The 25,487-nt window shown below is 68.5% G+C and carries 21 protein-coding genes; 14 read left to right on the top strand and 7 right to left on the bottom strand.

What is annotated here, in order from left to right; all coding sequences use genetic code 11:
- Nucleotides 1–115 precede the first annotated feature (115 nt).
- The gene (locus ACUTR7_RS03945; RefSeq protein WP_123691304.1) at nucleotides 116–2,476 is read left to right on the top strand and encodes a Tex family protein; all 2,361 of its coding nucleotides are present in this window, start codon (nucleotides 116–118) and stop codon (nucleotides 2,474–2,476) included.
- A 28-nt stretch (nucleotides 2,477–2,504) separates the two neighbouring features.
- Nucleotides 2,505–3,344, top strand: coding sequence for an HDOD domain-containing protein (locus ACUTR7_RS03940; RefSeq protein ID WP_043820881.1), 840 nt, complete (start codon nucleotides 2,505–2,507; stop codon nucleotides 3,342–3,344).
- A gap of 20 nt (nucleotides 3,345–3,364) precedes the next feature.
- On the opposite strand, the gene ACUTR7_RS03935 is transcribed toward ACUTR7_RS03940, so the two are convergent.
- From ACUTR7_RS03935 to ACUTR7_RS03920, 4 genes are all read right to left on the bottom strand, one after another.
- A complete protein-coding gene (locus ACUTR7_RS03935) occupies nucleotides 3,365–4,597 on the bottom strand; it encodes an SEL1-like repeat protein (protein WP_445608183.1) in 1,233 nt (410 codons plus the stop codon).
- A 39-nt stretch (nucleotides 4,598–4,636) separates the two neighbouring features.
- On the bottom strand, nucleotides 4,637–6,274 hold the full coding sequence (locus tag ACUTR7_RS03930) for a DUF4384 domain-containing protein (RefSeq protein WP_141836013.1): 1,638 nt from the start codon (nucleotides 6,272–6,274) through the stop codon (nucleotides 4,637–4,639).
- 240 nt (nucleotides 6,275–6,514) lie between these two features.
- The gene (locus tag ACUTR7_RS03925; protein WP_224985943.1) at nucleotides 6,515–6,838 is read right to left on the bottom strand and encodes a hypothetical protein; all 324 of its coding nucleotides are present in this window, start codon (nucleotides 6,836–6,838) and stop codon (nucleotides 6,515–6,517) included.
- A 197-nt stretch (nucleotides 6,839–7,035) separates the two neighbouring features.
- On the bottom strand, nucleotides 7,036–7,521 hold the full coding sequence (locus ACUTR7_RS03920) for a hypothetical protein (RefSeq protein WP_239971066.1): 486 nt from the start codon (nucleotides 7,519–7,521) through the stop codon (nucleotides 7,036–7,038).
- Between the two features lie 657 nt (nucleotides 7,522–8,178).
- On the opposite strand from ACUTR7_RS03920, the gene ACUTR7_RS03915 reads away from it, so the two are divergent.
- From ACUTR7_RS03915 to ACUTR7_RS03905, 3 genes are all read left to right on the top strand, one after another.
- A complete protein-coding gene (locus tag ACUTR7_RS03915) occupies nucleotides 8,179–8,958 on the top strand; it encodes a LuxR C-terminal-related transcriptional regulator (protein WP_012205218.1) in 780 nt (259 codons plus the stop codon).
- Nucleotides 8,959–9,033: 75 nt separating this feature from the next.
- Nucleotides 9,034–9,957, top strand: coding sequence for a sensor histidine kinase (locus tag ACUTR7_RS03910; protein ID WP_445608182.1), 924 nt, complete (start codon nucleotides 9,034–9,036; stop codon nucleotides 9,955–9,957).
- A 145-nt stretch (nucleotides 9,958–10,102) separates the two neighbouring features.
- A complete protein-coding gene (locus tag ACUTR7_RS03905) occupies nucleotides 10,103–12,718 on the top strand; it encodes an AI-2E family transporter (protein ID WP_445608181.1) in 2,616 nt (871 codons plus the stop codon).
- 7 nt (nucleotides 12,719–12,725) lie between these two features.
- Here the strand turns inward: ACUTR7_RS03905 and ACUTR7_RS03900 are convergent, their stop codons facing one another.
- Nucleotides 12,726–13,862 carry an iron-containing alcohol dehydrogenase gene (locus tag ACUTR7_RS03900; protein ID WP_012205221.1) on the bottom strand — a complete coding sequence of 379 codons (1,137 nt, stop codon included), beginning with the start codon at nucleotides 13,860–13,862 and terminating at the stop codon, nucleotides 12,726–12,728.
- Nucleotides 13,863–14,162: 300 nt separating this feature from the next.
- On the opposite strand from ACUTR7_RS03900, the gene ACUTR7_RS03895 reads away from it, so the two are divergent.
- Together ACUTR7_RS03895 and ACUTR7_RS03890 are read left to right on the top strand one after the other, a co-directional pair.
- Nucleotides 14,163–15,167, top strand: coding sequence for an alpha/beta hydrolase (locus tag ACUTR7_RS03895; RefSeq protein WP_043820892.1), 1,005 nt, complete (start codon nucleotides 14,163–14,165; stop codon nucleotides 15,165–15,167).
- Nucleotides 15,168–15,228: 61 nt separating this feature from the next.
- Entirely contained in the window at nucleotides 15,229–16,092 is an 864-nt protein-coding gene (locus ACUTR7_RS03890) for a YbgC/FadM family acyl-CoA thioesterase (RefSeq protein WP_043820894.1), read from the top strand.
- Nucleotides 16,093–16,127: 35 nt separating this feature from the next.
- Here ACUTR7_RS03890 and ygfZ read toward each other — a convergent pair whose 3' ends face one another.
- Nucleotides 16,128–17,075, bottom strand: a complete 948-nt coding sequence (gene ygfZ / locus ACUTR7_RS03885; RefSeq protein WP_096916099.1) for a CAF17-like 4Fe-4S cluster assembly/insertion protein YgfZ — start codon at nucleotides 17,073–17,075, stop codon at nucleotides 16,128–16,130.
- A 46-nt stretch (nucleotides 17,076–17,121) separates the two neighbouring features.
- On the opposite strand from ygfZ, the gene mltG reads away from it, so the two are divergent.
- From mltG to ACUTR7_RS03855, 6 genes are all read left to right on the top strand, one after another.
- Entirely contained in the window at nucleotides 17,122–18,135 is a 1,014-nt protein-coding gene (gene mltG, locus ACUTR7_RS03880; RefSeq protein ID WP_307838075.1) for an endolytic transglycosylase MltG, read from the top strand.
- A 57-nt stretch (nucleotides 18,136–18,192) separates the two neighbouring features.
- The gene (gene tmk / locus ACUTR7_RS03875; RefSeq protein WP_445608180.1) at nucleotides 18,193–18,879 is read left to right on the top strand and encodes a dTMP kinase; all 687 of its coding nucleotides are present in this window, start codon (nucleotides 18,193–18,195) and stop codon (nucleotides 18,877–18,879) included.
- Nucleotides 18,876–19,925 (top strand): DNA polymerase III subunit delta', encoded by a 1,050-nt coding sequence (locus ACUTR7_RS03870; protein WP_123691283.1) that lies wholly within the window; start codon nucleotides 18,876–18,878, stop codon nucleotides 19,923–19,925. The genes tmk and ACUTR7_RS03870 overlap by 4 nt, the downstream gene beginning before the upstream one ends.
- A gap of 143 nt (nucleotides 19,926–20,068) precedes the next feature.
- Nucleotides 20,069–20,428 carry a PilZ domain-containing protein gene (locus ACUTR7_RS03865; protein WP_012205228.1) on the top strand — a complete coding sequence of 120 codons (360 nt, stop codon included), beginning with the start codon at nucleotides 20,069–20,071 and terminating at the stop codon, nucleotides 20,426–20,428.
- An 83-nt stretch (nucleotides 20,429–20,511) separates the two neighbouring features.
- Nucleotides 20,512–21,324, top strand: coding sequence for a TatD family hydrolase (locus ACUTR7_RS03860; protein WP_034392844.1), 813 nt, complete (start codon nucleotides 20,512–20,514; stop codon nucleotides 21,322–21,324).
- Nucleotides 21,315–22,046, top strand: coding sequence for an ankyrin repeat domain-containing protein (locus tag ACUTR7_RS03855; protein WP_013802699.1), 732 nt, complete (start codon nucleotides 21,315–21,317; stop codon nucleotides 22,044–22,046). Before ACUTR7_RS03860 ends, ACUTR7_RS03855 begins: the two co-directional genes overlap by 10 nt.
- Before the next feature lie 45 nt (nucleotides 22,047–22,091).
- Here the strand turns inward: ACUTR7_RS03855 and msbA are convergent, their stop codons facing one another.
- A complete protein-coding gene (msbA, locus tag ACUTR7_RS03850; RefSeq protein WP_445608179.1) occupies nucleotides 22,092–23,909 on the bottom strand; it encodes a lipid A export permease/ATP-binding protein MsbA in 1,818 nt (605 codons plus the stop codon).
- A gap of 189 nt (nucleotides 23,910–24,098) precedes the next feature.
- Here msbA and tolB point away from each other — a divergent pair, with 189 nt between their 5' ends.
- Nucleotides 24,099–25,418 (top strand): Tol-Pal system beta propeller repeat protein TolB, encoded by a 1,320-nt coding sequence (tolB, locus tag ACUTR7_RS03845; protein WP_013802697.1) that lies wholly within the window; start codon nucleotides 24,099–24,101, stop codon nucleotides 25,416–25,418.
- The last annotated feature ends 69 nt before the right edge of the window (nucleotides 25,419–25,487 follow it).

Genomic DNA, 25,487 nt, shown 5'->3' with positions numbered 1-25,487 from the left:
TCATTGGCCTGCAAGAAATGCTTGCATTTGCGGGCGGGCCGTGAGCGGCCCGGCCCGAATCGCGTGTGGCACACTTGGCCGCTTTCCGGATTCCACGCCACGGGGCGCCTCTCGAATGCAAAAAATCATTGGCCAAATCGCCGCAGAACTGAATGTCAAGCCGCAGCAAGTGGGTGCTGCGGTCGAATTGCTTGATGGCGGAGCCACGGTTCCGTTCGTCGCCCGCTACCGCAAGGAAGTGACCGGCGGCCTGGACGACGCGCAATTGCGCCAGCTCGACGAACGCCTGGGCTATCTGCGCGAGCTGGAAGACCGCCGGGGCACGGTGCTCAAGGCCATCGACGAGCAGGGCAAGCTGACCGATGCGCTGCGCCTGGCCATTGCCAATGCGCCGACCAAGCAGGAGCTGGAGGACATCTACCTGCCCTTCAAGCAAAAGCGCCGCACCAAGGGCCAGATTGCCAAGGAATTCGGCATCGAGCCGCTGGCCGACAAGCTGTTTGCCGACCCCACGCTGGACCCGCACAAGGAGGCCGAGGCCTTCTGCAAGCCCGCCACCACCCTGGACGACGGCAAGCCGGGCCCCGATTTCTCCACCACCTTCGCCGTGCTCGATGGCGTGCGCGACATCCTGTCCGAGCGCTGGGCCGAAGACCCGGCGCTGGTGCAGAAGCTGCGCGAATGGCTGTGGGAAGACGGCCTGCTGCGTTCCAAGAAGATCGAGGCCAAGAACGAGAACGACCCCGAGGTCGCCAAGTTCCGCGACTATTTCGAGTACGACGAACCGATTGGCCGCGTGCCCTCGCACCGCGCCCTGGCCGTGTTCCGCGGCCGCGCGCTGGAGATCCTCGAAGCCAAGCTGGTTCTTCCCGTGGAGCCCGAGCCCGGCCAGCCCAGCCTGGCCGAAGGCAAGATCGCCCTGCACCTGGGCTGGAGCCACGCCAAGCGCGCCAGCGACGACCTGATCCGCAAGTGCGTGGCCTGGACCTGGCGCGTCAAGCTGAGCCTGTCCACCGAGCGCGACCTGTTCTCGCGCCTGCGCGAAGACGCCGAGAAGGTGGCCATCAAGGTCTTTGGCGACAACCTGCGGGACCTGTTGCTGGCCGCGCCTGCGGGCCAGCGCGCCGTCATCGGCCTGGACCCGGGCATCCGCACGGGTGTCAAGGTGGCCGTGGTGGACAGCACGGGCAAGCTGGTGGACACCACCACCATCTACCCGCATGAGCCGCGCCGCGACTGGGACGGCTCCCTGGCCGTGCTGGCCCGCCTGGTCGAAAAGCACCAGATCAACCTGATTGCCATCGGCAACGGCACGGCCAGCCGCGAGACCGACAAGCTGGCGGCCGACCTGATCAAGATCGCCAGCAAGGCCGACCGCCAGATCGAGAAGGTCGTGGTCAGCGAGGCCGGCGCTTCCGTGTATTCCGCCAGCGAGTTCGCCTCGCAGGAAATGCCCGATGTGGACGTGAGCCTGCGCGGCGCCGCCAGCATTGCGCGCCGGCTGCAGGACCCGCTGGCCGAGCTGGTCAAGATCGACCCCAAGAGCATCGGCGTGGGCCAGTACCAGCACGACGTGAACCAAAGCGAGCTGGCGCGCCAGCTCGATGCCGTGGTCGAGGACTGCGTGAACTCCGTGGGCGTGGACCTGAACACGGCCTCGGCGCCGCTGCTGTCGCGCGTCTCGGGCCTGTCGGGCAGCGTGGCCAAGTCGGTGGTGCGCTGGCGCGATGCCAACGGCTCCTTCAAGAGCCGCAAGCAGCTGATGGACGTGGCCGGCCTGGGCGCCAAGACCTTCGAGCAGTCCGCAGGCTTTCTGCGCATCCGCGGCGGCGACAACCCGCTGGACATGACGGGCGTCCACCCGGAAACCTATCCCGTGGTCGAACGCATCATTGCCACCACGGGCAAGAGCGTGGACCAGCTCATGGGCCGCTCCGAGGTGCTCAAGGGCCTGAAGGCCGAGCAGTTCGTGAGCGAGCAGTTCGGTGCCATCACCATCAAGGACATCCTGGGCGAGCTGGAAAAGCCCGGCCGCGATCCGCGCCCGGACTTCGTCGTCGCCCGCTTCAATGACGGCGTGGAAGACATCAAGGACCTCAAGGAAGGCATGACGCTGGAGGGCACGGTCAGCAACGTGGCCCAGTTCGGCGCCTTCGTGGACCTGGGCGTGCACCAGGACGGCCTCGTCCACGTCAGCCAGATGAGCCACAAGTTCATCGAGGACGCGCGCGAGGTCGTCAAGACCGGCCAGATCGTCAAGGTCAAGGTGCTGGAGGTCGATGTGGCGCGCAAGCGCATCAGCCTGACCATGAAGCTGGATGCGGCGCCGGCGCGCCGCGACGGCCCCCGTGACAACCGCTTCGAGAGCGCAGGCCGGGGCAGCCAGGGCCATCAGGGTGGCCAGCGCCGCGCGCCCGAGCCGGCGCAGCAGTCGGCCATGGCCTCGGCCTTCGCCAAGCTGCAGACCCGCAAGTAAGGCCGGGCAGGGCAAGGCAGGAAACGCGATGGCTGCGCACGCACTGGATCTGCAGACGCTGTTGACCCAGACGCTGGCCCTGCCGGCGCAGCCGCGCATTGTGGCCCTGCTGCTGCGCGAGCTGGTGCCCGAGCAGCCCAGCCTGCGCCGGCTGAGCCAGCTGTTCGCGGCCGACCCCGCTCTGGCTGCGGGGCTGCTGGCGCAGGCCAACGGCCCGGTCTTCGGCATGGCGGGCCGTGTCACCGGCATTCCGGAGGCGCTGGCCCTGCTGGCGCCCGCGCAGTTGCGACAGATCGTGCGGGGCATGCCGCTGGGCGTGGGCACGCATGCCGTGCCGGGCGTGGCCATGCCGGCCTTCTGGCGCTACAGCGTGGATGCCGCACGCGTGGCCCGCGCGCTGGCCGGCACGGTGCAGGCCAGCCCCACGGCGGCCTATGCGGCAGGCCTGCTGCACGGGCTGGGCGAGCTGGCCATGCACATGATCGATCCCGGCCGCGCGGCCACCATCTCCGAGCTGGTCGGCCCGCTGGACCCGCGCCGTGCCGAACTGGAGATGCGGCTGTGCGGCTACGCATACAGCCATGTCAGCGCAGGCCTGGCCCGGCGCTGGAATCTTCCGCCGCTGCTGGCCGACGCGCTGCAGCACCTGCACGCGCCGCTGGCCCAGCCCGGCTTCGATCCCCTGGCCTGTGTGCTGCACATCGCCGCCTGGCGCGCCCGATCGCGCGAGGCGCAATGGGGCGAGCGCGCGCTGGCCGTGAGCTTTCCCGGCGAAGTGGGGGTGGCCCTGGGCCTGGACATCGACATGGTGCTGCGCCAGGACCCGGTGGACTGGATGGCCGACACTGGCCTGGATGTGCTGCTTTAGGGCAGGACCCAGGGCCTGCTTCAGTTCCGGTGCCAGGGCGCCGGCACCATGTCGAAAAGCGGCGTGGGGTCGCGCCGGTAGGGCGCGGGGCTGATGGGCGCCATGGGCTGCATGGTCATGGGGTCGATGCGTGCCAGCTGCTGCATCCAGCCAATGTCCACACCGCCGCCCTGTGCGGGGCGCGAATAGATCAACTCCAGCATGCGCCGCGATGCCACATGGCCGTGGGACGCCGCCTGCTGGTACAGGCGCAGGGCCTCGGTGTAGTTGGCCGGCACGCCTTCGCCACGGTGATAGCGCTGGGCCTGCTCCCACTGCTGCTGGGCCGTGACGGGCTGGCGCACCTGGATGTCCTGCTCGCTGGGCGAGCCCCGCAACTCCGGCGTGCGCTGCAGCCGTTGCGGCCCCTGCGCCGCAGGCGGGGCAGACGTGCCCTGGGCCGACACCAGCTGGCCCGCGGGCCGCATGCGGTCGCCCAGCATCTGCGCATTGGTCGCCGCGCTGGATGAGCGTGGCGCCGCCGCACGGAACTGGCGCAGGGCGGCCTCGGGCTCGTCCTGCGCGAGCAGGGCCAGGCCCCATTCGAGCTGGGCGCCGGGGCTGCCCGAACGCGCCGCGCGCTGCAGCAGTTCCTGGTCGGGCGTGCCTGCCACGGTCAAGGCCTCGCCCACGGGCTCGGCCGTGGACAGCGGCGCCAGGCGCCGGGCCAGCAGCCATTCCAGGTATTGCGCACGGGCCGGGTCGGTCTTGGCCAGCTGGGCGATCCAGGGCCTTGCGGCCGGTGGATCGGGGGGCTGGCCGCAGCCGTCCATGGCGCACCAGGCCAGTCCCGCGCTGGCCAGCGGATGGCCGGCGCGCTGGGCACGCTCGAACCAGGTCCTGGCCTGTGGCCCGTCCTGGGCCATGGCAATGCCATGCAGTGCCAGCAGGCCCATGACCCATTGCGCCTCGCGCTGCGTGGCCGGGCTCACGCCCTTGCCTTCGGCGCGGCTGCGCAGTTGGGACAGGGCCCGTTGCTGGGCGGTATCCGAGGTCGAATTGATGTTGCTGGTGCCCGGCTGGGAGCCGTACACGCTGGCCGTCGCCACCCGGATGGGCATGACCGGCGTGAAGCGGGCTGCCGCCTGCACATGCGGCAGCACGGCGGGCGCCAGACCGGGCAGCACCACCAGCAGCCCGGGCAGCACAAGCCTGGCGGTCAGGCGCAGCCCGCGGTGCCGCCGCGGCGAGGTTTCATGAGCGCTGGAGGGCATGGCAGGTGCCTCTGGTTGGCTTGTGTTCCGCACCGTGCATCAGCGCTTGGCCTGGGCCGGCACCACCTGCCAGAAGCGGGCCGAGCCGGTGTACCCGTCTGCGCCCAGCGAGCTGGCCATGTACTGGTTGACATCCTCCAGGGAGCGCATGCCCGGGATGGCGATGAAGGCCTTGCCCTGCAGCAGCGTGGGCAGCTTGTCGGTCATGTTCTGCTCGGTGGCGAAGCAGGCCACGCCTTCCTTGCCGGGAGGGCCGGCGTTGATCACATAGCCGGGGTTGGGGCTCATCCAGTCGGGCAGGCGCACGGACTGGGCGGCGGTGATCCAGCCCGAGCGGTTCACGTCGTTGGGCACCAGCCGGGTGACCTCGCCATCGGCGCCCGCCATGAAGCACGACAGGTAGGAGGCACGCGACACGGTGGTGGACAGGAAGAGCTGCTCACCCGTCTCGAAGGAGGTGCGGGTGGGCGTGATGTTCTCCACCCACAGGTCCAGCTTGCGGTCGGGCGCGGGGGCGCCGTAGCGGTAGTCGCCCGTGCCCACGGCCACGTTCTCGGAGGCGGTGGTGACCGGCGCTGCGCTCTTGGTGTTCCAGCCAATGCGCGTGATGTGCCCATCGGCGCCCACGGCCACGAAGTCGCGCAGTGCGCGCTCGTAGGTGTTGAAGTCCACCACGCCGTTGACCACCATGCCGCTGTCGGCCTGGAAGCGCCCTATGGCCTCGCGCCACTGCGGGTTGCCTGCGGTGAAGGCCGGGGCGTCCGGCGGCAGATAGCCCTTGCTGATCAGCGACTGGCGCACCAGTTCCTGGTGGATGCCGGCTTCGCCTTCCTCGTACCAGTCGCGCAGCTGGCGCTGGAAGTCGGGATGGGTCTGGTCCAGCGTCAGGCACTGCCAGTAGGGCAGGCGCGACCATTTGCCCAGCAGCTCGATCATGCCCAGCTCGACCAAGGTGCGCACGGCCGGGCCCGAGCCCTGGGCGTAGTCGCGGCCCACGCTGAACTGCACGCCGTAGGTGCCGATGCGGCCGGACAGGTCCAGCCCCTGGCTGCCGTTGCCGATGACGACCTCGTTGGCCGAATCCAGGCCCGGGATGATGGTGCGCGTGCGGAAGTCGCCCAGGTGCAGCTCCATGCCCAGCACGGCGCCGCTGCGGTTGGCGCTGTAGCCGGTTTCCAGGCGCGAGGCGCTGGTGCCTATGTCCACGTTGTTGCGCAGCACGTTCTGGTCCATGAAGGACACGGCGCCCGACACATACAGGGCAGGGCGCTGCAGCTGGATCTGGTTGTTGTTGAGCAAGATGGTGGTGAGGTTCTGCACCGTATCCTGGCGGGCGATGTCCACCTCATAGTCCACGTAGCGGAAGGCACTGCTGACGCGCGACATCTGGGACAGGGCGGTGACCACCATCTCCTTGGCGGCCACGGCCACGCGGCCCGAGTAGTCGGGCAGCTGCTTGCTGGTGATCAGCACCGTGGGCATGTGGCTGTTGCGGAACATCCTGTCCATGCACATCAGCGAGTCGGAAAAGCTCGATATCGAGCGCACCGGCCGCACCACGGGGCGGTCGGCCGCATAGACCTTGTCCAGGTACTTGGCGTCCTTGCGCGCATCCAGCGGCGCGCAGCCCGACAGCAGCACGATGGAGGCCGAGACGGCGCAGGCAATGACCCGCATGCAACCCTGTCTGCCGGACCATCGCTGGCGGAAAGTCCCACGGTCGTCCGCATGGCCGCCGAGTGCCGGCTGCAGCGCGGCATCGGGGCGGGGAAGTCCTGGCGATGGAAGGCGGTTGCGCATGATGGACCTCTGCTGGAAAACGGCGAGCCAGGGCACAGGCGCGCACGGGCGTCGGCGCCGGAAATGGGGGGATCGATAAATGGTGGGCGGCCCGAAGGCTGGCCGCCCTGTGTCGCGCTAGCGGCAGACGTTGACCAGGTCGCCCTTGAGGACCACGATCTGGTCCTTGGTCTGGGGCCCATAGCGGTTGAATGCGCTGGCGTTGGTGTTGCTGGCCAGGTCCTGGGTGCAGGTGCGCTGCATGCCCGTGCTGCTCGTCGTGGTCGTGGTCACCACGTTCGCCTCGGTGGAGATACCGGGCGCATTGGTCATGGACATGGCTTCGTAGCGCGCGATCTTGGCCTTGACATTGATGGGGATGTCGGTGACGGTGTCCAGCCCCGACGATGTCGGCTGCTTGGCCGTGGGCAGCCTGAGGTAGTCGACGGGCTTGTTCAGCACCACCGGGTCTTCGCCGGGGGCCGCTGCATGAAGGGGGTTCGCTCCGAGGGCGAGCCAGGCCAATAGGGCAGCCGAACAGAGATGGGCGGCGGTGTGCATGGTGGGCTCTCCTGGTGCGGTGAGCTGGGTCTTCGCCGGGAAGGTGCCGCCGGGTGGCCTGGGGCCGCCCGGCAGTTTCCTTCGTCCGGCAGCCAGGCTCAGTGGTTGTTGTAGCAGGTCACGCAGCCGTTGTTGCTGGAGATGTTCTGCACTGCCATGGAACCGTTGCCGGCGTAGTTGATGATGCCGGAGTTCTTGGCAGCCACCACCTGGATCGAAGTGCTCTTCACGTCCACTTCGCCATAGTTGGAGGCCAGGTTGTTGACGGCCACTGCGCTATAGCCATCGGCCTTGTTCAGGATGCCGCTGCCGGTGGCTGCGACGACTTGCAGCGAGCTGCCACTGCGATCGATGGTCACGTTGCCTGCATTGCTGGCCAGGTTCTGGGAGGCCTTGCCACCACCCGTTGCCACGTTCAGCACGCCGCTCCTGTTCAGCAGGGTGACCTGAACGCTGGGGCCATTGATTTCGATCTGGGAGCTGCTGCTGCCGCCGCCGCCACCGCCGCCACCGCCACCACCCATGGGGCCTGCCATGGCAGCTGTTGCGATCAAGCTCAGGGAAAGAATTGCAAGCGATTTCATGATGGCTCCTTGATGAAGAATCGGACTATCAGGAAGAGGTGTGTAAGCACCCGTTTTGCAGACACTTTGCGGAGGTTTCCGGCTTTGTCTCCCTGGACCCCTGCTCGTTGTCTGGACTCCAATGTGCTCGGGGAGATCCGTCCATTCCATCTCTTGTCCGGGGTAGCCATGAGCGCTGATCCACTTGCCGGGTACTTACCCACCCAAGCCGTTTGCAGGCAGGCTGCATCGCGTTAAAGCGGCAGCCGTGCGCAATGAATGGATCTGGGTAGTTTCAAGGTGTAACGACAGAAAATTTACGGTTGCAGCTTTGCTTGGGGTCGCCGTCTCGGCGGGTGCGGGGGCTTTTGGGCAACCTGGTGTATCGAAGTGCACGCACCAGAGGCCGGCGGCGGCAGCAAAGGCAGGATCGGCCCTTGTCACAGGGCGGGATTGAAGGCGTGGTGCGCGGTGTCTGGATCCGCAAGATCTGCCGGACCGGCGCTCAGGAAACTCCGTAGTCGATTCCTCACACAAAAGTGTTAATTTGTAATCTACGCAATCTTTCACAAACTTCGTCAAAGATTGTGGATATCGGTTGCGATTTCTCTTAATGTGGAAAGGCAAGTCTGTGATCGGTTGCGTCATATACATGGCGTGACATTTGAGGAGAGCAGCATGAATCCATCCGACGTTCCCGCCGATGCCCGTCCCCTGATCGCCGAGTCCCCTCGCGCCCAGGGCATGCTGGGCACAGGTCTGAGCTCTGCCATGTGGCCCGACTACCTGGCGGGCCAGCCCGACAAGCCCGTGCGGGTGCTCCTGGTGGACGACGATGCCCATATCCGCATGGTCATTGCGCAGGAAATCATGAACGACCCGCGCACCCTGGTCGTGGCCCAGGCCGGCAGCGTGCGTGATGGGCGCAAGGCCATCCGCCAGCATGAATTCGACGTGATGCTGGTGGATCTGAACCTGGGTGACGGCGAGGGCTTCGAGCTGCTGGACATGATGAAGACCGTGCGGCCCACGGCCGAGGCCGTCATCATCTCCGTGATGGAAAACGACGAACAGGTGCTGCGCGCCTTCGAGCTGGGCGCCACGGGCTACCTCGTCAAGAACTCCTGGTTCGGCAACTATCCGCAGGCCGTGCTGCAGGTGGCCAATGGCGGCGCATCCGTCACCCCCAGCCTGGCGCGCAGGTTGCTGCAGCGCTTCGACAAGACCCAGGGGGCCGAGCCCAAGCGCCGCACGCCCGACGAGGCAGACCGCCTGTCCACCCGCGAGCGCGAGGTGCTGCGCATGGTGGCCAGCGGCTACACCAGCGCCGAGATCGGCTCGCGCCTGATGATCAGCGCCATGACGGTCAACACGCACATCAAGAACATCTACCGCAAGCTGCAGGTGCGCACACGCGCCCAGGCGGTGCGCTTTGCATCGCTGCGCGGCCTGTTCTGATCCTGGGGCGGCGTCCTGCCCGCAGCGGCCTGCCGCCGCCCGGGCCATGGCGGCCGCGCCTGGCACGGCTTGGCCATGAAAGATCCCCTTCGCACGCTGGCCATCTGCCTGGCCCTGGGCCTGCTGCAGATGCTGGGCCTGTGCGCCTGGCTCTGGCAGGCGGGCGCCCAGGCCCCGCCGTGGCTGAGCCTGGTCAGCCTGGCCCTGCTGGTATCCACGGCGCTGCTGTGCGCCATGGGCACCTGGCGACTGCACAGGCTGCTGCTGTGGCGGCGCCGGCGCAGTCCCCGGCCCTCGCGCGAAGTGCAGGCCGAGCGCCGGCGCATTGCCGCCGACCTGCACGACGGCGTGGGCGGGCTGCTGGTGCATGCCATGGCCTTGCTGGACCCGCGCGAGACCCGCCAGCGCCAGGCGCAGGAACTGCTGGAGCAGGCCTTGCTGGACCTGCGGCTCATGGTGGATGCCATGGACGCCATGGAAGACGCCTTGCCCGTGCGGCTGGCGCGCCTGCGCCACCGGCTGCAGCCCGTGCTGGACCGGCGCGGCATGCGCATCTGCTGGAGCGTGGCCGATCCGCATGCCGCCGCCGGGCTGCGCGGGGTGCCAGACCTGCCCGACCTACCAGACCTGCCAGACTTGCCGCGTGGCCAGCCGTCCCAGCAGTTGCTGGCCATCGCCCAGGAGGCCGTGAGCAATGCGCTGCAGCATGCGCGCGCCACCACGCTGTGGCTGGTGCTGGAGCCGGTGGATCGTGCAGATGCTGCAAGCCCTGGCCGCGATGCCCGGCGTGCATTGCACTGGGAACTGCGCGTGGAAGATGACGGCTGCGGCCTGCCGTCCGACCCTGGCCCTGACCCTGGCCCTGCGCAGGGTGCCACCCCGCCTGGCCTGCAGGGCATGGGCCTGGCAGGCATGCATCGCCGCGCCCATGCCATCGGGGCTGTGCTGGACATCCTGCCGCGGGCCGGTGGGGGGACCGTGGTGCGTGTGCGCTGGTGATCGGGCCGATGCGCCGGCGGCAACGGCGTTCCGGCAATTGCGGTGCCCGCTGACAGGGCAGCCCTGCGGCGCGCTGTGCAATCCCCCGATATGCGGATGTGAGGCAGTATCCATACCTGCATCCAAGCCCTGACATCCCGTTTCCATGAACCCACATTCCGACCCTGCGCCGTCGCCTTCACGGCAGGCCCTTCCTGCAGCCGCCGAAGGCGCCAATGCTGCCAATGCAGCCGCGAATTCCGCCACCCATGCTGATTTCGCGCGCAGCGTGCGTTCGGCCCTGCCGGGCCTGGCACAGCTGGCCGACATGGTGCCTGCGCTGCGCCTGCTCACCGGGCTGCTGGTGGCCAGCATCGTCATCGCCGGCCTGTATTTCGGCCAGGGCCTGCTGATTCCGCTGGCGCTGGCGCTGCTGTTCGGTTTTTTGCTGGATCCGGCCGTTTCCCGGCTCAAGCGCTGGGGCATGCCGCGCATGGCGGCCACGCTGCTGGTGGTGGTCATGGCCCTGGCGACGCTGGCGGGAATGGGTACCTATCTGGGCAGCCAGGTGCAGCAGCTCAGCGCCGATCTGCCCACCTACCAGAACACCATCCGCGACAAGCTGCGCAGCCTGCGCAGGAACGCCAACATGCCCAGCGCCTGGGACGGCGCGCTGCGCACCTATGACACCGTGGAGCGCGAGATATCGCGTGGCGCCACCACGCCCCGCGTGCAGAAGGTGGAGATCCAGTCGCCCGAGCAAAAGCCCACGGCGCGCATGCTGCAGTGGCTGGGCCGCGTGGCCGAGCCCGTGACCATGGCCGGCATCGTGCTGCTGTTCGTGATCCTCATCCTGCTGGACCGCGATGACCTGCGCGACCGGTTGCTGCGCCTGATGGGCGGCAACCTGCACGTGGCCACCGACGCGCTGGACGAGGCCTCGCAGCGCATAGGCAAGTACCTGCGCATGCAGTTCGTCGTCAACATCACCTACGGACTGCCCATGGCGGCGGGGCTGTGGTTCATTGGCGTGCCGGGCGCCATTCTCTGGGGCGTGCTGGCGGCCATCATGCGTTTCGTGCCCTATGTGGGGGCCATGATCTCGGCCGCCTTCCCGCTGGCGCTGGCCTTTGCCGTGGACCCGGGCTGGCAGATGCTGCTGATGACGCTGGGCCTGATCATGGCGCTGGAGCTGATCAGCAACAACCTGATCGAGCCCTGGCTGTATGGCAGCAGCACGGGCCTGTCCACGCTGTCCATCATCGTGTCGGCCACCTTCTGGACGGCGCTGTGGGGGCCGATAGGGCTGATCCTGTCCACCCCGTTGACGGTCTGCCTGCTGGTGCTGGGGCGCTACATCCCGGCGCTGCAATTCATGGAAGTGCTGCTGGGCAGCTCGCCCGTGCTGGGGCCGGCCCAGCGCCTGTACCAGCGCCTGCTGGCCGACGACGTGGAAGACGCGGTGACGCTGGCGCATGAACTGGTGGACGCAAGGCTGCCGGCGCGCGCCTCGGCGGACGAACGCTCGGCAGCGGTGGCCGGTTTCTATGACGAGGTGGCCATCCCCGCACTGCGCCTGGCCACGCAGCAGCACCTGGAATCGGCCACGGCCGAACACCGGCTGCGCCTGTCCAGCGGCATGGATGCCCTGATCGAGGAACTGCGCGAAAGCCATCCGGCGCCCGCCGCGGCCCTGGCCACGCGCGCCCTGCGCATCCATTGCGTGGGCGCGCGCTGGGAGGTCGATGCCCTGGCCGCCGCCATGGTGGCGCACAGCGAGGCGCTGCGCGGCCACGTGGTCAGCTGCTCGGACTGGGCCCTGGCCGCCGACCCGCAATGGCGCCAGCTGGGACCGGGGCAGGGCGGCCTGCCGCAAGGCCACGCAGGAGCGCAGGCCCTGGCCGAGGCGCAATTGCTGGTGCTGTCCGTCTTCAGCACCCAGCCCCAGACCGTGGTGCGCCAACTGATGCGCCGCGTGCGCCGCCATTGGCCGCACCTGCGCGTGGTGCTGGCGCTGTGGAATGCGCCGGCCGTGGTGTCCGACCCCGAGTTCGCGCGCCGCTGCGGCGCCGCCGCCTGCGTGTCCGGCCTGCGCGAGCTGCAGTTGTGGGTGGACGCCTTGCGCCTGCCTGACGCGGCAGGCCAGGGCCTGGCCGCGCCCATTCCCGATGACGATGAGCAGCGCGTGCGCCAGCTGCACGACAGCGGCGTGCTCGGGCCCGGCCTGCCGTCGCTGTACCACGAGGCAGCCCAGCAGGCCGCCAATGCCTTCGATGTGAAATGGGCCCAGGTCTCATGGGTCGATTCCGACCGCGTGCACACGCCCGGCAGCCTGCTGGTGGCGGACCAGGGCGACCCGGCTTCCGCCGGCATGCCGCGTGCGCAGTCCATCTGCTCCTACGTGGTCCATGGCGGTGACGCCCTGGTGGTGCATGACGCCGCGCGCGACCCCCGATTTGCCGGCAACCCCGCGTTGCAGGCGATGCGGCTGCGCTTTTACGCGGGCGTGCCGCTCAAGAACCGCCACGGCACGGTGCTGGGCAGCTTTTGCATCATGGACGACGCGCCGCGCGAGGTCTCGGCGGCCGATCTGGAACTGCTGGGCGTCATGGCCGAGCAGTTGATGCAGAACGTGGAGGTGCGCCGGATGATGGAAGCTGGCGCTGCACCGGCTCCGGTGCAGACTCCTGCACAAACTTCGGCGCAATTGACATCCCAAACGACACCCCAGCCACCATCGTCGTCACCATCGACAACACCCCAACCGAGTGCTGGCGGCTGAGTCCCGCTTACAGCGAGGTGGCCAGCATCTGCTCGTAGTCGTCGGCGCTGGCCAGGCGCGGGTTCGTGCCGTGGCAATGGTCCTTGAGCGCGCCGCCGATCACGGCCGCGAACTGCGCGCGCTCCACACCCATGGCCGCCAGGCCCGTGGGCAGGCCCAGGCGGGCGTTCATGTCGCGTATGGCTTCGGGAATGTCGCTGCCCGAGTCCAGGCCCATGGCGTGGGCCATGCGCTGCAGGCGCTGTTCGGCGCGCACGCTCTCGGCCTCGGCATTGAAGCGCACCACGGCGGGCAGGAACATGGCGTTCAGCGTGCCATGGTGCAGGCGCGGGTTCACGCCTCCCAGGCTGTGGCTGAGGCTGTGCACGCAGCCCAGACCCTTCTGGAAGGCCATGGCGCCCTGCATGCTGGCGCTCATCAGCTGGCGGCGCGCCTCGGCGTCCTGGCCGTTGCGCGTGGCGCGTTCGATGTGGGCCCAGCCGCGCGTGAGGCCATCGAGCGCAATGCCGTCGGCAGGCGGGTTGAAGGCCGCTGCCATGAAGGTCTCCATGCAATGGGCGATGGCGTCCATGCCCGTTGCGGCCGTCAGCATGGCGGGCAGGCCGTAGGTCAGTTCCGGGTCGCAGATGGCGGCACGGGGCACCAGGTGCCAGCTGTGAAAGCCCAGCTTGCGGTGGTCGTCCACGATGATGATGGCGCCGCGAGCCACCTCGCTGCCCGTGCCGCTGGTGGTGGGCACGGCGATCAGCGGGGCCACGCGCTCGCTGATGCGCGGCGAGCCTCCCTCGATGGTGGCGTAGTGCGACAGCGGCCCTTCGTGTGTGGCCGCAATCGCCACGCCCTTGGCGCAGTCGATGGCGCTGCCGCCGCCCACGGCGATCAGGCCGTCGCAGCGCTGCTCCTGGTAGATCGCAGCGGCCGCGCGCACGGCGGCCTCGGTGGGGTTGGAGGGCGTCTGGTCGAACACCGCATGCGGCATGCCGCCCAGCGCATCCAGCGCCTTTTGCAGCACGCCAGCGGCCTTGACGCCCTGGTCGGTGACGATCAGCGGCCGCGTGATGCCCACGCGCTCGCACTCCTGGCGCAACAGGCGCACGGCGCCGAAGTCAAACTGGATCTGGGTGACGTAGTTGATGAAGGCCATGGTCGGTGACTCGTTGCGGGCCGTTGCGGCCCATGGTGGGGATCAGGGGGAGTGCGCCGAATCTAGACCGCGCGTGCTGCACTGCAAACAAAGCAAACCCTGAGAGGGCGCTGCGGCGGTCACGGGGGCGACAGCGCGGGCATGCGCTGCCATCGCATGGCTGCCAGGGCCTTGTGCTCGCGGCACAATGCCTGCTGCGCTGCGCCTGCCGTGCCTGGTCGGCCGCACCTCGCCGGTCGCACCTGGCCGGCCCCACCGAATTGCCTTGCCCGATAGTCGCTACCGAACCTGTCCCTGAACGTGCTCCTGAACGTGCCCCAGACTGAATCCTCCTCCCACGCCACGCCGCTGCCGGCGTCCCTGACCCACCAGATGCGCGATGTGCTGCGCCGCATGGAGCGCGCCGCGCGCACGCCCCTGCACCAGCTGGGCGCCGAGGGCGCACGTGCCGCCTACGAGGCGGGGGCCGGCGTGCTCGAAATTCCCAAGCCGGTTCTGCCGCGTGTGGAGGATCTGCAGATTCCCGCGCGCGATGGCGCCTTGCTGCCCGCTCGGCTCTATGCGCCCGTGGAGCGCAGCCAGGCGCCGGCCACGGGCCTGCCCGTGCTGCTGTACCTGCATGGCGGCGGCTTCACCGTGGGCAGCGTGGCCACGCACGACGTGCTGTGCCGCCAGCTGGCCCATCTGTCGGGCGCCATGGTGGTCTCGCTGGACTATCGGCGCGCGCCAGAGCACAAATTCCCCACGGCCCACAACGACGCCTGGGACGCGCTGCAGTGGCTGGCCGCGCAGGCGGCCTCGCTGGGCGCCGACCCTGCGCGCCTGGCCGTGGGCGGCGACAGCGCGGGCGGCACGCTGGCCGCAGCCTGCGCCATCCATGCGCGCGACACCGGCCTCAAGCTGGCCCTGCAACTGCTGATCTACCCGGGCACGACGGCGAACCAGGACACCGACTCGCACCGCCGCTTCGCGCACGGGCTGGTGATCGACGAGCCGGCCATCACCTGGTTCTTCGCCCAGTACCTCAACAGCCCCGCCGACCGAGAGGACTGGCGCTTTGCCCCGCTGCTGGCCCCCGATGTGGACGGCGTGGCCCCGGCCTGGATAGGCCTGGCCGAATGCGACCCGCTGGTGGATGAGGGCGTGGAATACGCCGACAAGCTGCGCATGTCGGGCGTGCCCGTGGACCTGGAGATCTACCGGGGCGTGACCCATGAATTCGTCAAGATGGGCCGTGCCATTGCCGAAGCGCGCCGTGCACATGCCGACATGGCGCGCGCCTTGAGCGACGCCTTCGCGGCCTGAAGGCCAAGACGCACCAAAAACACACCAAGACACCCCAAGACAACAGGAGAGAAACACCCCCATGCAACGCCAAGATTTCCGCACGCTGCAACGCATCGAAGTGCGCTGGTCCGAAGTGGACGCCCAGAAGATCGTCTTCAACGCCCACTACCTGATGTACGCCGACGTGGCCGTCACCGACTACTGGCGCCAGCTGGGCCTGCCCTATGAATCGTCCTTCGCGGCCCTGGGCGGCGAGCTGTTCGTCAAGAAGGCCACCACCACCTACCACGCATCGGCCACGCTGGGCGACGTGCTGCATGTGGGCATACGTTGTGCCAGGCAGGGCAATACCTCGCTGTTGTTCGAGGCCGGCATCTTCCGGGGCATGGAACTGCTCAATACCGTGGAACTGGTCTATGTGTTCGCCGATGCCACCACGCGCCAGCCGCTGCCCGTGCCGCAGCAGCTGCGCGACGTGCTCACGGCCTATGAGGCCGGCCAGAGCGTGGTGCGCGTGGCATCGGGCAGCTGGAACGACCTGGGCCGCGACGCTGAGCGCCTGCGCCTGGCCGTGTTCGTGCACGAGCAGGGCGTGCCGCGCGAGATCGAGATCGACGAGTTCGACCCCGTGGCCCGCCACGCCGTGGTCTACAACGGCCTGGGCCAGCCGATCGCCACCGGCCGCCTGGTCAGCGACAGCCCCGGCGCGGGCAGGATCGGCCGCATGGCCGTGGACCGCAGCGTGCGCGGCGGCCGCTGGGGCCGCATCGTGCTGGACAGCCTGGTCGAAGCCTCGCGCCAGCGCGGCGACCGCGAAGTCGTGCTGCATGCGCAGCGCCATGCCGAGTCGTTCTACCTGCGCGCGGGCTTCACGCCGGAAGGCGAGCCCTATGAAGAGGCCGGCATCCCCCACATCACCATGAGGAAAGCGCTCACCGCCTGAGCTGCAGGCAGCTCAGGCGGTGCAAGGCTCAAATCTCAAATGTCCTCGCGCAACGCGTAGGGCAGGGGCTTGAGCTGCAGCGCCAAGGCCTGTGCGGCATCGGCGCGCTGGCCTTCGCCCAGTGCGGCGTGGGCCAGCAGGGGCTGGTCGGCCGAGCTGGTCTGCATGGAGACGATGGCGTCCCAGCCGCCGCCGGGCGCTGGGGCGGCCTGGACCACGGTGCCGGTGGCCTGCTCCAGGTCCTCGGGCGTGAAGACCTCCATGCCGGTGGCCAGCGGCTGCTGTGCATGGGCAAGGTAGGCGCGGCGCTTGAGCGTGCCCCGGAACTGGCTGCGGGCCACCACCTCCTGGCCTGGGTAGCAGCCCTTCTTGAAATTCACGCCTTCCACCGATTCGTAGTTGAGCATCTGCGGCACAAAGGCATCCACCACAGGCGCAGACAGCGTGGCAATGCCGCTGGCGACTTCGCTCCAGAGCCAGTCGGCCTCGCTGAGTGCAGGGCCTTCGGGCAGGGGCGCGCCCACGGGCGCCACGCGCAGGGCGCGCGGCTGGCCGGCGGCCGGGTACAAGGCGATCAGGCTGGCGTCGCCGTCATCGGTCTTGGTCCAGGGCACGGCTGCCGGGCCCAGGGCCTGCGCGGCGGCATCGCCAGCCAGCCCGTGCAGCGTGAATTCGGCCGTGGCGTCGCTGAGCTTGCACTTGGCGCGCAGCACGAACATGGACAGGCGCTTGAGCGTGGGCGCCAGCAGGCTGCGGTCGCACAGCAGCAGGATCTCGTCCTTGCTGCGCTTGAAGCCGATGAAGCTGGCCAGCATGCGGCCCTTGGCCGTGCAGAACGCCGAAAGACGCGCATGCTGCAGATCCAGCAGCGCGAAGTCGTTGGTCAGCTGTCCATGCAGGAACTGGGCGGCGTCTTCGCCGAGGGCGCGTATCACGCCGAGATGGGAAACGGAAGCAATGCCGTTCAGTAAAGGCTGGGTCATGGCTGAATTATGATCAGCCGCTCTATTGCTTGCTTGGACCGAGGTTGTGCGCTTTATCTTTCGCGCTTTGATGATGTTGCTGGTGCTGGCCGCCGTGCTGGCCGGTGCCGGCTGGTGGTGGCTGAACCAGCCGCTGCCGCTGGCCCAGCCCACGCTGGAGCTGGAAGTCGAGCCCGGCACCACGCCGCGTGGCGTGGCCCGCGAAGTGGTCAAGGCCGGCGTGCAGACCGATGCGCGGCTGCTGTACGCCTGGTTCCGCGTCTCGGGGCAGGACCGGCAGATCAAGGCCGGCAACTATGAGCTGACCACGGGCCTGACCCCCTATGTGCTGCTGCAAAAACTCGCACGTGGCGAGGAATCGCTCAAGGCGTTGACCCTGGTCGAGGGCTGGAACTGGCGCCAGGTGCGCGCTGCCCTGGCCCGCGAGGAATTCCTGCGCCAGGAAAGCGCAGGCATGGACGACGCTGCCCTCATGCAGGCCCTGGGCCGCGCGGGCGTGGCGCCCGAGGGCCGCTTCTTCCCCGATACCTATACCTATGCCAAGGGCAGCTCCGACCTGGCCGTGCTGCGCCGCGCCCTGCACGCCATGGACCGGCGCCTGGCCGATGTCTGGGCGCTGCGCTCGGCCGACACGCCGCTCAAGACGCCCGACGAAGCGCTGATCCTGGCCAGCATCGTCGAGAAGGAAACCGGCCGCGCGGCCGACCGCGCACAGATTGCCGGTGTCTTCAGCAACCGCCTGCGCATCGGCATGCTGCTGCAGACCGATCCCACCGTGATCTACGGCCTGGGCGAGAAATTCGACGGCAACCTGCGCCGCCGCGACCTGCAGACCGATACTCCCTGGAACACCTACACCCGCGCGGGCCTGCCGCCCACGCCCATCGCCATGCCCGGCAAGGCCGCCCTCATGGCCGCCGTGCAGCCCGGACAGACCAAGGCGCTGTATTTTGTGGCGCGTGGTGACGGCACCAGCCATTTCAGTGCCTCGCTGGACGAGCACAACCGCGCCGTGAACCGCTACCAGCGCGGCCAGCAAAGCCCTGAGCAAAAGCCCTGAGATATTCCCCCAGGGCTGCTGCGCTTTGCGCAGCGCTTGCGTATCCTCTCTTTCCATATGACCACTGCAACTCCCGCCGGCCTGTTCATCAGCTTCGAAGGCATCGATGGCGCCGGCAAGTCCTCGCACATCGCGTCGCTGGCCCAGGCTTTCCGTGACCAGGGCCGCACGGTGACGCTCACCCGCGAGCCCGGCGGCACGCCGCTGGCCGAAAAGCTGCGCGCGCTGATGCTGCACGACGCCATGGACCCGCTGACCGAGGCCCTGATCGCCTTTGCCGCGCGACGCGACCATCTGGTGCAGGTGATCGAGCCCGCGCTGGCACGCGGCGAAGTCGTGCTCTGCGACCGCTTCACCGATGCCACCTTTGCCTACCAGGGCGCGGGCCGGGGCTTCGACCTGCAGCCGCTGGCCACGCTGGAGCGCATGGTGCAGACGGGCACCGCCCCCCAGCCCGATCTGCTGCGCGAGCCCCACCTGACGCTCTGGTTCGACCTGCCCGCCGAGGTGGCCGCCGAGCGCCTTGCCTCGGCCCGTGTCCCGGACCGCTTCGAGTCCGAGCCCGGCAGCTTTTTCGCACGCGTGGCCCAGGGCTATGAGGCGCGCGCTGCCGCCGCGCCCCAGCGCTTTGCGCGCATCGACTCCAACGCCAGCCGGCATGCGGTCTGGCAGCAGATCACCCAGGTCATGGTGCGCCGGGGCTGGCTGGCCATCATGGTCGGTGGACAGGCAGGTGCGGCATGAGCGAGGCCCTGCCACAACCGGCCGAGACCGACACCGCCTGGATCGCCGGGCAACGCACGCGCCTGCTGGCCCAGCGCGGCCACGCCTGGCTGCTGCAGGGGCCTTCCGGCCTGGGCCAGTACGCGCTGTCGCTGTCGCTGGTGCGCGCCTGGCTGTGCGAGTCGCCGTCGCCCCAGGGGGCCTGCGGCCACTGCGGCAGCTGCCACGCCATCGACGTGCGCGCCCATGCCGATCTGTGCGTGCTCATGCCCGAGGTGCAGATGATGGCGCTGGGCTGGCCACTGCCCGAGAAGGCCCAGGCCGATATCGACGACAAGAAACGCAAGCCCAGCAAGGAAATCCGTGTCGAGGCCATGCGTGATGCCGTGGAGTTCTGCCAGCGCACCAGCGCGCGCGGGCGCGGCAAGGCCGTGCTGGTCTATCCGGCCGAGCAGATGAACGCCATCACGGCCAATGCGCTGCTCAAGACGCTGGAGGAGCCGCCGGGCGATGCCCGCTTCGTGCTGGCCAGCGAGGCGGCCCACCAGCTGCTGCCCACCATCCGCAGCCGTTGCCTGACCCACACCATGGCCTGGCCCGATCAGCAAGAGGCCCTGGACTGGCTGCAGGGGCAGGGCGTGGCCCCGGAAGCTGCCGCCGTGGCGCTGCGCGCCGCAGGCGGGCGGCCCGGCGACGCGCTGGCATTGGCGCACAGCGGTGGCGGCAAGGACATGGCCGCATGGTCCCAGTTGCCGCGTGCGCTGGCCAAGGGCGATGTAGCGGCCCTGGCCGCCTATGCTCCGCCCCATGCCGTGGAGGCCTTGCAGAAGATCTGCCACGACCTGATGGCCCTGGCCGCAGGCGCCGCGCCGCGCTACTTCACGCCGGCCGACCTGCCTTCGCGGCCGCTGGACATGGGCCTGCTGGCCGAATGGTCACGCGCCCTGGCCCAGGCTGCGCGCACGGCGGACCACCCCTTCAACGCCGGACTCATGACCGAGGCCCTGGCCGCCGAGGCCCGGCGCGTGCTCATGTCCGGCCAGCCTGCCCGCCAGCGCCGGGGATGAGGCGCGGGGAGGGGGCGTGGCGGCAGTGCAGCAGCGCAGCTGGGTGCTTTTCGCCACATGAAAGCCCGTCCTGTTAACCTACTGCCCTGGGCCCGGTGCCGATCGCGCCGGCCGCTCACCGAACCAATGTCTGCAAACCATCCATGAGCACCGCACCCACCACACCCCGTCCCAGCGTGATGCAACTGGCGATCAAGGAAAAGGCCGCGCTGTACGCCGCCTACATTCCCATGTTCGCCGAAGGGGGCGTTTTCGTGCCCACGCAGCGTGAGTACCGTCTTGGCGATGATGTCTACGTGCTGCTGACCCTGCCCGACGAACCCCAGCGCTACCCCGTGGCCGGCCGCGTGGCGTGGATCACGCCCGCGCGCGCCTCGGGCAACCGCACGCAGGGCATAGGCATACAGTTCCCCAAGGACGAGAAGTCCGCCGAGCTCAAGGCCAAGATCGAGAACATCCTGGGCTCGGCCCTGGCCTCGGACAAGGCCACGCAGACGGTCTGAGTCCTGCGCCTGCCTCTGCCCGCATGCCGACACGGAGGAAATGCTCTCCGGTCGGCATGCCTGTTTCTGAACCACGAGATTCCATGTTTACCGATTCCCACTGCCATCTGAATTTCCCCGAGCTGCAAAGCCGCCTGCCCGAGATCCGCGAGGCCATGGCGGCCGCGCGCGTCACGCGTGCGCTGTGCATCTGCACCACGATGGAGGAATTCGGCGATGTGCACCAGCTGGCACTGGACCACGACAATTTCTGGGCCACGGTGGGCGTGCACCCCGATACGGAACACATGACCGAGCCCAGCGTGGCCGACCTGGTCGAGCGCGCCGCCCTGGCGCGCGTGGTGGCCATCGGCGAAACGGGCCTGGACTACTACGGCATGGAAGACCGCAAGGGCGGGCGCACCATTGCCGACCTGGAATGGCAGCGCGAGCGCTTTCGCGTGCACATCCGCGCGGCACGCCAGACACAAAAGCCCCTGGTCATCCACACGCGCAGCGCCTCTGATGACACGCTGGCCATCCTGCGCGAAGAAGGCGAGGACGGCTCGGCAGGCCAGGCTGGCGGCGTGTTCCACTGCTTCACCGAGACCATGGAGGTCGCGCGTGCGGCGCTGGACCTGGGCTACTACATCTCCATGTCGGGCATCGTTACCTTCAAGAACGCCCAGCACCTGCGCGACGTGGCCGCCTTCGTGCCGGCCGACCGCCTGCTGATCGAGACCGACAGCCCCTACCTGGCGCCCGTTCCCTATCGCGGCAAGACCAATAATCCGTCCTACGTGCCTTACGTGGCACAGCAGATTGCGCAGGTGCGCGGCATGGCCGTGGAGGACGTGGCGGCCCTGACCAGTGCCAACTTCGACCAGCTGTTCAAGGGGGTTGTCGCATGCGACTGAATGCTGCGGCCAGTGGCCGCGTGGGCGTGGACCGGCGCCACTGGCTGGCCCAGGCCGGCCAGGCCGTGGTGGCCCTGGCCGCAGCCAGCGGCGGGCTGGCGCATGCCAGCCAGTACGACGATTACGTGCGCGCCATCATCAGCGACAACGAGCGCGCCATGGTCAACCTGATCTTTCGCGGCTTCGACCCCAACACCCGCGACACGCGTGGCCGCCCGGGCCTGGTGGCCGCCTTGCACCAAGGCTCGCTGGGTGTCTTCGACGTGCTGCTCAAATCCCCGGGCATCAAGGTCAACGAAGCCTCCCAGCAGGGCGAAACGCCGCTGATGATGGCCTGCATCAAGGGCCACCTTGACCTGGCAAAGGAACTCATACGCCGGGGCGCCGATGTCAACCGCCCCGGCTGGACACCGCTGCACTACGCCACCTCGGCCGACCTGCCCAAGACGCTGGACATCGTCAAGCTGCTGCTGGACAACAGCGCCTACATCGACGCCGACTCGCCCAACGGCACCACGCCGCTGATGCTGGCCGCCCAATACAGCAGCGAAGCCGTGGTGGACCTGCTGATCAAGGAGGGCGCCGACGTCATCCTTCGCAACCAGCGCGGCTTCACCGCCGCCGACTTTGCCCGGCAGGTGGACCGCCAGTACATGGTGGACAAGCTCACCAAGGCCATCAAGGCCGAACGCAAGACCCAGCCTTCGCGCGGAAGCTGGTAGCAGCAAGCCAGGCGAGTGGCACTGCCGGTGCCGCCGCTGTCCAGCTCAGGTTGTGTGATTCCTGCTCAATCGGGCGTACAGGCCGTCCCGCGCCAGCAGCTCGGCATGTGTTCCCTGCTCGGCAATGCGGCCGCGCTCCATCACCACCACGCGGTCGGCATGCTCGATGGTCGAGAGCCTGTGTGCGATGACCAGGGTCGTGCGGCCCTGCATCAGCCGCGTCAGCGCCTCCTGCACCAGGCGCTCGGATTCGTTGTCCAGGGCCGAGGTGGCCTCGTCCAGGATCAGGATGGGCGCATCCTTGTACAGCGCCCGTGCAATCGCCAGCCGCTGGCGCTGGCCCCCCGACAGCTGGCTGGCGTTGTGGCCCACCACCGTCTGCAGACCGTTGGACAGGCCGCGCACGTGGGTGCCCAGATTGGCGGCATCCAGCGCGGCCCACAGCTGGGCCTCGTCTCCCACCCCGCCCAGCGCCACGTTGGCGGCAATGGTGTCGTTGAACATCACCACATCCTGGCTGACCATGGCGAACTGCTGGCGCAACGCGGCCAGATCCCATTCGGGCAGGGGCGTGCCGTCCAGCAGCAACTGGCCGCCCGTGGGCTGCAAAAAGCGTGGCAGCAGGTTCACCAGCGTGGTCTTGCCCGCGCCAGAGGGGCCGACCAGGGCCACCACCTCGCCCGGGCGCACGCGCAGGTCCACATGGCTCAGGGCGGGTGCCTTGTCCTCGCCAAACTGCACGGACACGTCGCGCAACTCGATCTCGCCACGCGCCTTGCCGGGCACCTGCGTGCCGCCGGTCTCGTCGCCCGAGCCCTCCAGCAGATGCAGGCCCCGCTCCAGCGCAGCCACGCCACGCGTGATGGGGTTGGCCACATCGGCCAGGCGTCGGATAGGGGCAATCAGCATCAGCATGGCCGTGATGAAGGCCGCAAAGCTGCCCACCGTCACATCCTGCACATTGGCCGCAGCAGCGCCCGTGCCCCGGCTTTGCCACAGCGCAATGCAGATCACGGCCGACAGTGCGGCGGCGGCCAGCAACTGGGTCAGCGGCGTCATGGCCGCCGAGGCGATGGTGGCCTTGATGGCCAGCTTGCGCAGCTGCCCGCTCAGGCCGCCAAAGCGCTTTTGCTGGCCCTGTTGCGCGCCATGCAGGCGCACCATGCGGTGGGCCAGAACGTTCTCTTCCACCACATAGGCCAGGGAATCGGTGGCCTCCTGGCTGATCTTGGTGATGCGGTACAGGCGGCGCGACAGCGTCTTCATGATCCAGGCCACGCCCGGCACCACGGCCGCCACCACCAGCGTCAGCTGCCAGTTCAGATACAGCAGGTAGCCCAGCAACGCCACCAGCGTGAAACCGTCGCGCGAGATGCCCAGCATGGCCTGCACCAGCAGCGTGGAGCCGGTCTGCACCTCATAGACCACGGTATTGGACAGCGATGAGGCCGACTGGCGCGAGAACAGCGCCATATCGGCCGCCAGCAGCCGCTCGAACAGGCGCTTGCGCAGCGCCAGCATGCCCTCGTTGGCAATGCGCGCCAGCGCATACTGGCCCACGAACTGCGACAGGCCCCGCACCAGGAACACGCCGATGATGGCCAGCGGCACCGACCACAGCGGCAGCGTGCCGTCGGTGAAGCCGCTGTCCAGCAGCGGCTGCAGCAGGGCAGGGATCAATGGCTCGGTGACCGCGCCCACCAGCGTGGCAGCCACGGCCAGCGTCCAGGCCAGGCGCTGGCCACCAAAGTAGGGTGACAGGCGCTTGAGGCGCTGCGACAGGGTCAGGGTGCTGGCGAGATCAAGGGCCGCCGGTGCGGCGGACGGCGCAGGGGCCGGCGGCGGTGAGGATGGTGCTTGCATGAAGCGCGGATTTTACGGCGGGCTTGCCTGTGGCTGCCTCATGGGGAACTGATGCGGCTGGCGGGGATCGAGAAAGCCTGGGCCGACAGACCCTACAGTGCACGTTCTTACATCGTGACGCATCCAGTGTGTGTAACATTCGCACCTGTGCAAGTACCGGGGTCTTCCCGTAGATATTGATGAATGCCAATGACTATTGACCGACTCCTTTCTCCCTCCTCCCTGGCGGCCGTGCCGCGCACTTCGCGCCGAACCCTGCTGGCCGCTCTCGCCTCAACCCCCGCAATTCCCGCGCTGGCCCAGTTCCGCGTCGAAGTGACGGGCGTGGGCCTGACCCAGTTGCCCATCGCCATTGCAGCATTCAAGGGAGAAGGGCAGGCGCCCCAGAAGATCTCGGCCATCATCCAGGCTGACCTGGAGCGCAGCGGTCAATTCCGCGCCGTGGACACGGCCGGCGTCCAGCTGGACGAAACCTCGCGCCCCGACGTTGCCATGTGGCGCCAAAAGAGCGCTGACTCGCTGGCCGTGGGCAGCATCACGCGCCTGGCCGATGGCCGCTACGACGTGCGCTTTCGCCTCTGGGACGTGGTCAAGGGCCAGGATCTGGGCGGCCAGGGCTTTGCCGTCACCACCGGCGACCTGCGCCTGGTGGCCCACCGTATCTCCGACTACATCTACGAAAAACTCACGGGCGAGAAGGGCGTGTTCTCCACTCGCATCGCCTACGTGACCAAGGCGGGCAGCAACTACCGCCTGTGGGTGGCCGATGCCGATGGCGAGAACGCCCAGTCGGCCCTGTCCAGCCCGGAGCCCATCATCTCGCCCGCCTGGTCGCCCACCGGCACCCAGCTGGCCTACGTGTCCTTCGAGTCGCGCAAGCCCGTGGTCTATGTACACGATGTGGCCAGTGGCCGCCGCCGCCTGGTTGCCAACTTCCGGGGCTCCAACAGCGCACCGGCCTGGTCGCCTGACGGCAACTCCCTGGCCGTCACGCTCAGCCGCGATGGCGGCTCGCAGCTGTACCTGATCAGCGCCCAGGGCGGCGAGCCGCGCCGACTGATGCAAAGCAGCGGCATCGACACCGAGCCGAACTTCTCCAGCGATGGCCGCTCCATCTACTTCGTCAGCGACCGTGGCGGTGCTCCGCAGATCTACAAGGTGCCGGCCTCCGGCGGCAGTGCGGAACGCGTCACCTTCACCGGCAACTACAACATCTCGCCCAGCGTCAGCCCCGATGGAAAGTGGCTTGCCTACGTCTCGCGCGTGGGCGGCGGCTTCAAGCTCCACGTCATGGACCTGGGCACCGGCACAGTGAATGCCATCACCGACACCACGGCCGACGAAAGCCCCAGCTTCGCCCCGAACAGCCGCCTGATCGTCTACGCCACCCTGCAGCAGGGCCGCGAATCCCTGATGACCACCACGCTCGACGGCAAGATCAAGGCGCGGCTGGCAGGGCAGGGCGGTGACATCCGCGAGCCCGACTGGGGTCCGTTCCAGCGCCAGTGATATCCGGCTTCCTCGATTTCTTTTCAGTCAACCAGTCAACTCAGCACGAAGTCCACCCGGACATACGGA

Source organism: Delftia sp. NA_296.1, assembly GCF_052692095.1.
This window is presented reverse-complemented; position numbering and strand designations above follow the sequence as displayed.

Coding starts and splice junctions, on each gene's coding strand:
- ACUTR7_RS03935 (WP_445608183.1), bottom strand. CDS start 4,597: ATGCCCTCCAGCGCTCATGAAACCTCGCCGCGGCGGCACCGCGGGCTG.
- tolB (WP_013802697.1), top strand. CDS start 24,099: ATGACTATTGACCGACTCCTTTCTCCCTCCTCCCTGGCGGCCGTGCCG.
- ACUTR7_RS03900 (WP_012205221.1), bottom strand. CDS start 13,862: ATGGCCTTCATCAACTACGTCACCCAGATCCAGTTTGACTTCGGCGCC.
- ACUTR7_RS03945 (WP_123691304.1), top strand. CDS start 116: ATGCAAAAAATCATTGGCCAAATCGCCGCAGAACTGAATGTCAAGCCG.
- ACUTR7_RS03905 (WP_445608181.1), top strand. CDS start 10,103: ATGAACCCACATTCCGACCCTGCGCCGTCGCCTTCACGGCAGGCCCTT.
- ACUTR7_RS03890 (WP_043820894.1), top strand. CDS start 15,229: ATGCAACGCCAAGATTTCCGCACGCTGCAACGCATCGAAGTGCGCTGG.
- tmk (WP_445608180.1), top strand. CDS start 18,193: ATGACCACTGCAACTCCCGCCGGCCTGTTCATCAGCTTCGAAGGCATC.
- ACUTR7_RS03930 (WP_141836013.1), bottom strand. CDS start 6,274: ATGCGGGTCATTGCCTGCGCCGTCTCGGCCTCCATCGTGCTGCTGTCG.
- ACUTR7_RS03855 (WP_013802699.1), top strand. CDS start 21,315: ATGCGACTGAATGCTGCGGCCAGTGGCCGCGTGGGCGTGGACCGGCGC.
- ACUTR7_RS03910 (WP_445608182.1), top strand. CDS start 9,034: ATGAAAGATCCCCTTCGCACGCTGGCCATCTGCCTGGCCCTGGGCCTG.
- ACUTR7_RS03920 (WP_239971066.1), bottom strand. CDS start 7,521: ATGAAATCGCTTGCAATTCTTTCCCTGAGCTTGATCGCAACAGCTGCC.
- ygfZ (WP_096916099.1), bottom strand. CDS start 17,075: ATGACCCAGCCTTTACTGAACGGCATTGCTTCCGTTTCCCATCTCGGC.
- ACUTR7_RS03915 (WP_012205218.1), top strand. CDS start 8,179: ATGAATCCATCCGACGTTCCCGCCGATGCCCGTCCCCTGATCGCCGAG.
- ACUTR7_RS03860 (WP_034392844.1), top strand. CDS start 20,512: ATGTTTACCGATTCCCACTGCCATCTGAATTTCCCCGAGCTGCAAAGC.
- msbA (WP_445608179.1), bottom strand. CDS start 23,909: ATGCAAGCACCATCCTCACCGCCGCCGGCCCCTGCGCCGTCCGCCGCA.
- ACUTR7_RS03940 (WP_043820881.1), top strand. CDS start 2,505: ATGGCTGCGCACGCACTGGATCTGCAGACGCTGTTGACCCAGACGCTG.
- ACUTR7_RS03870 (WP_123691283.1), top strand. CDS start 18,876: ATGAGCGAGGCCCTGCCACAACCGGCCGAGACCGACACCGCCTGGATC.
- ACUTR7_RS03865 (WP_012205228.1), top strand. CDS start 20,069: ATGAGCACCGCACCCACCACACCCCGTCCCAGCGTGATGCAACTGGCG.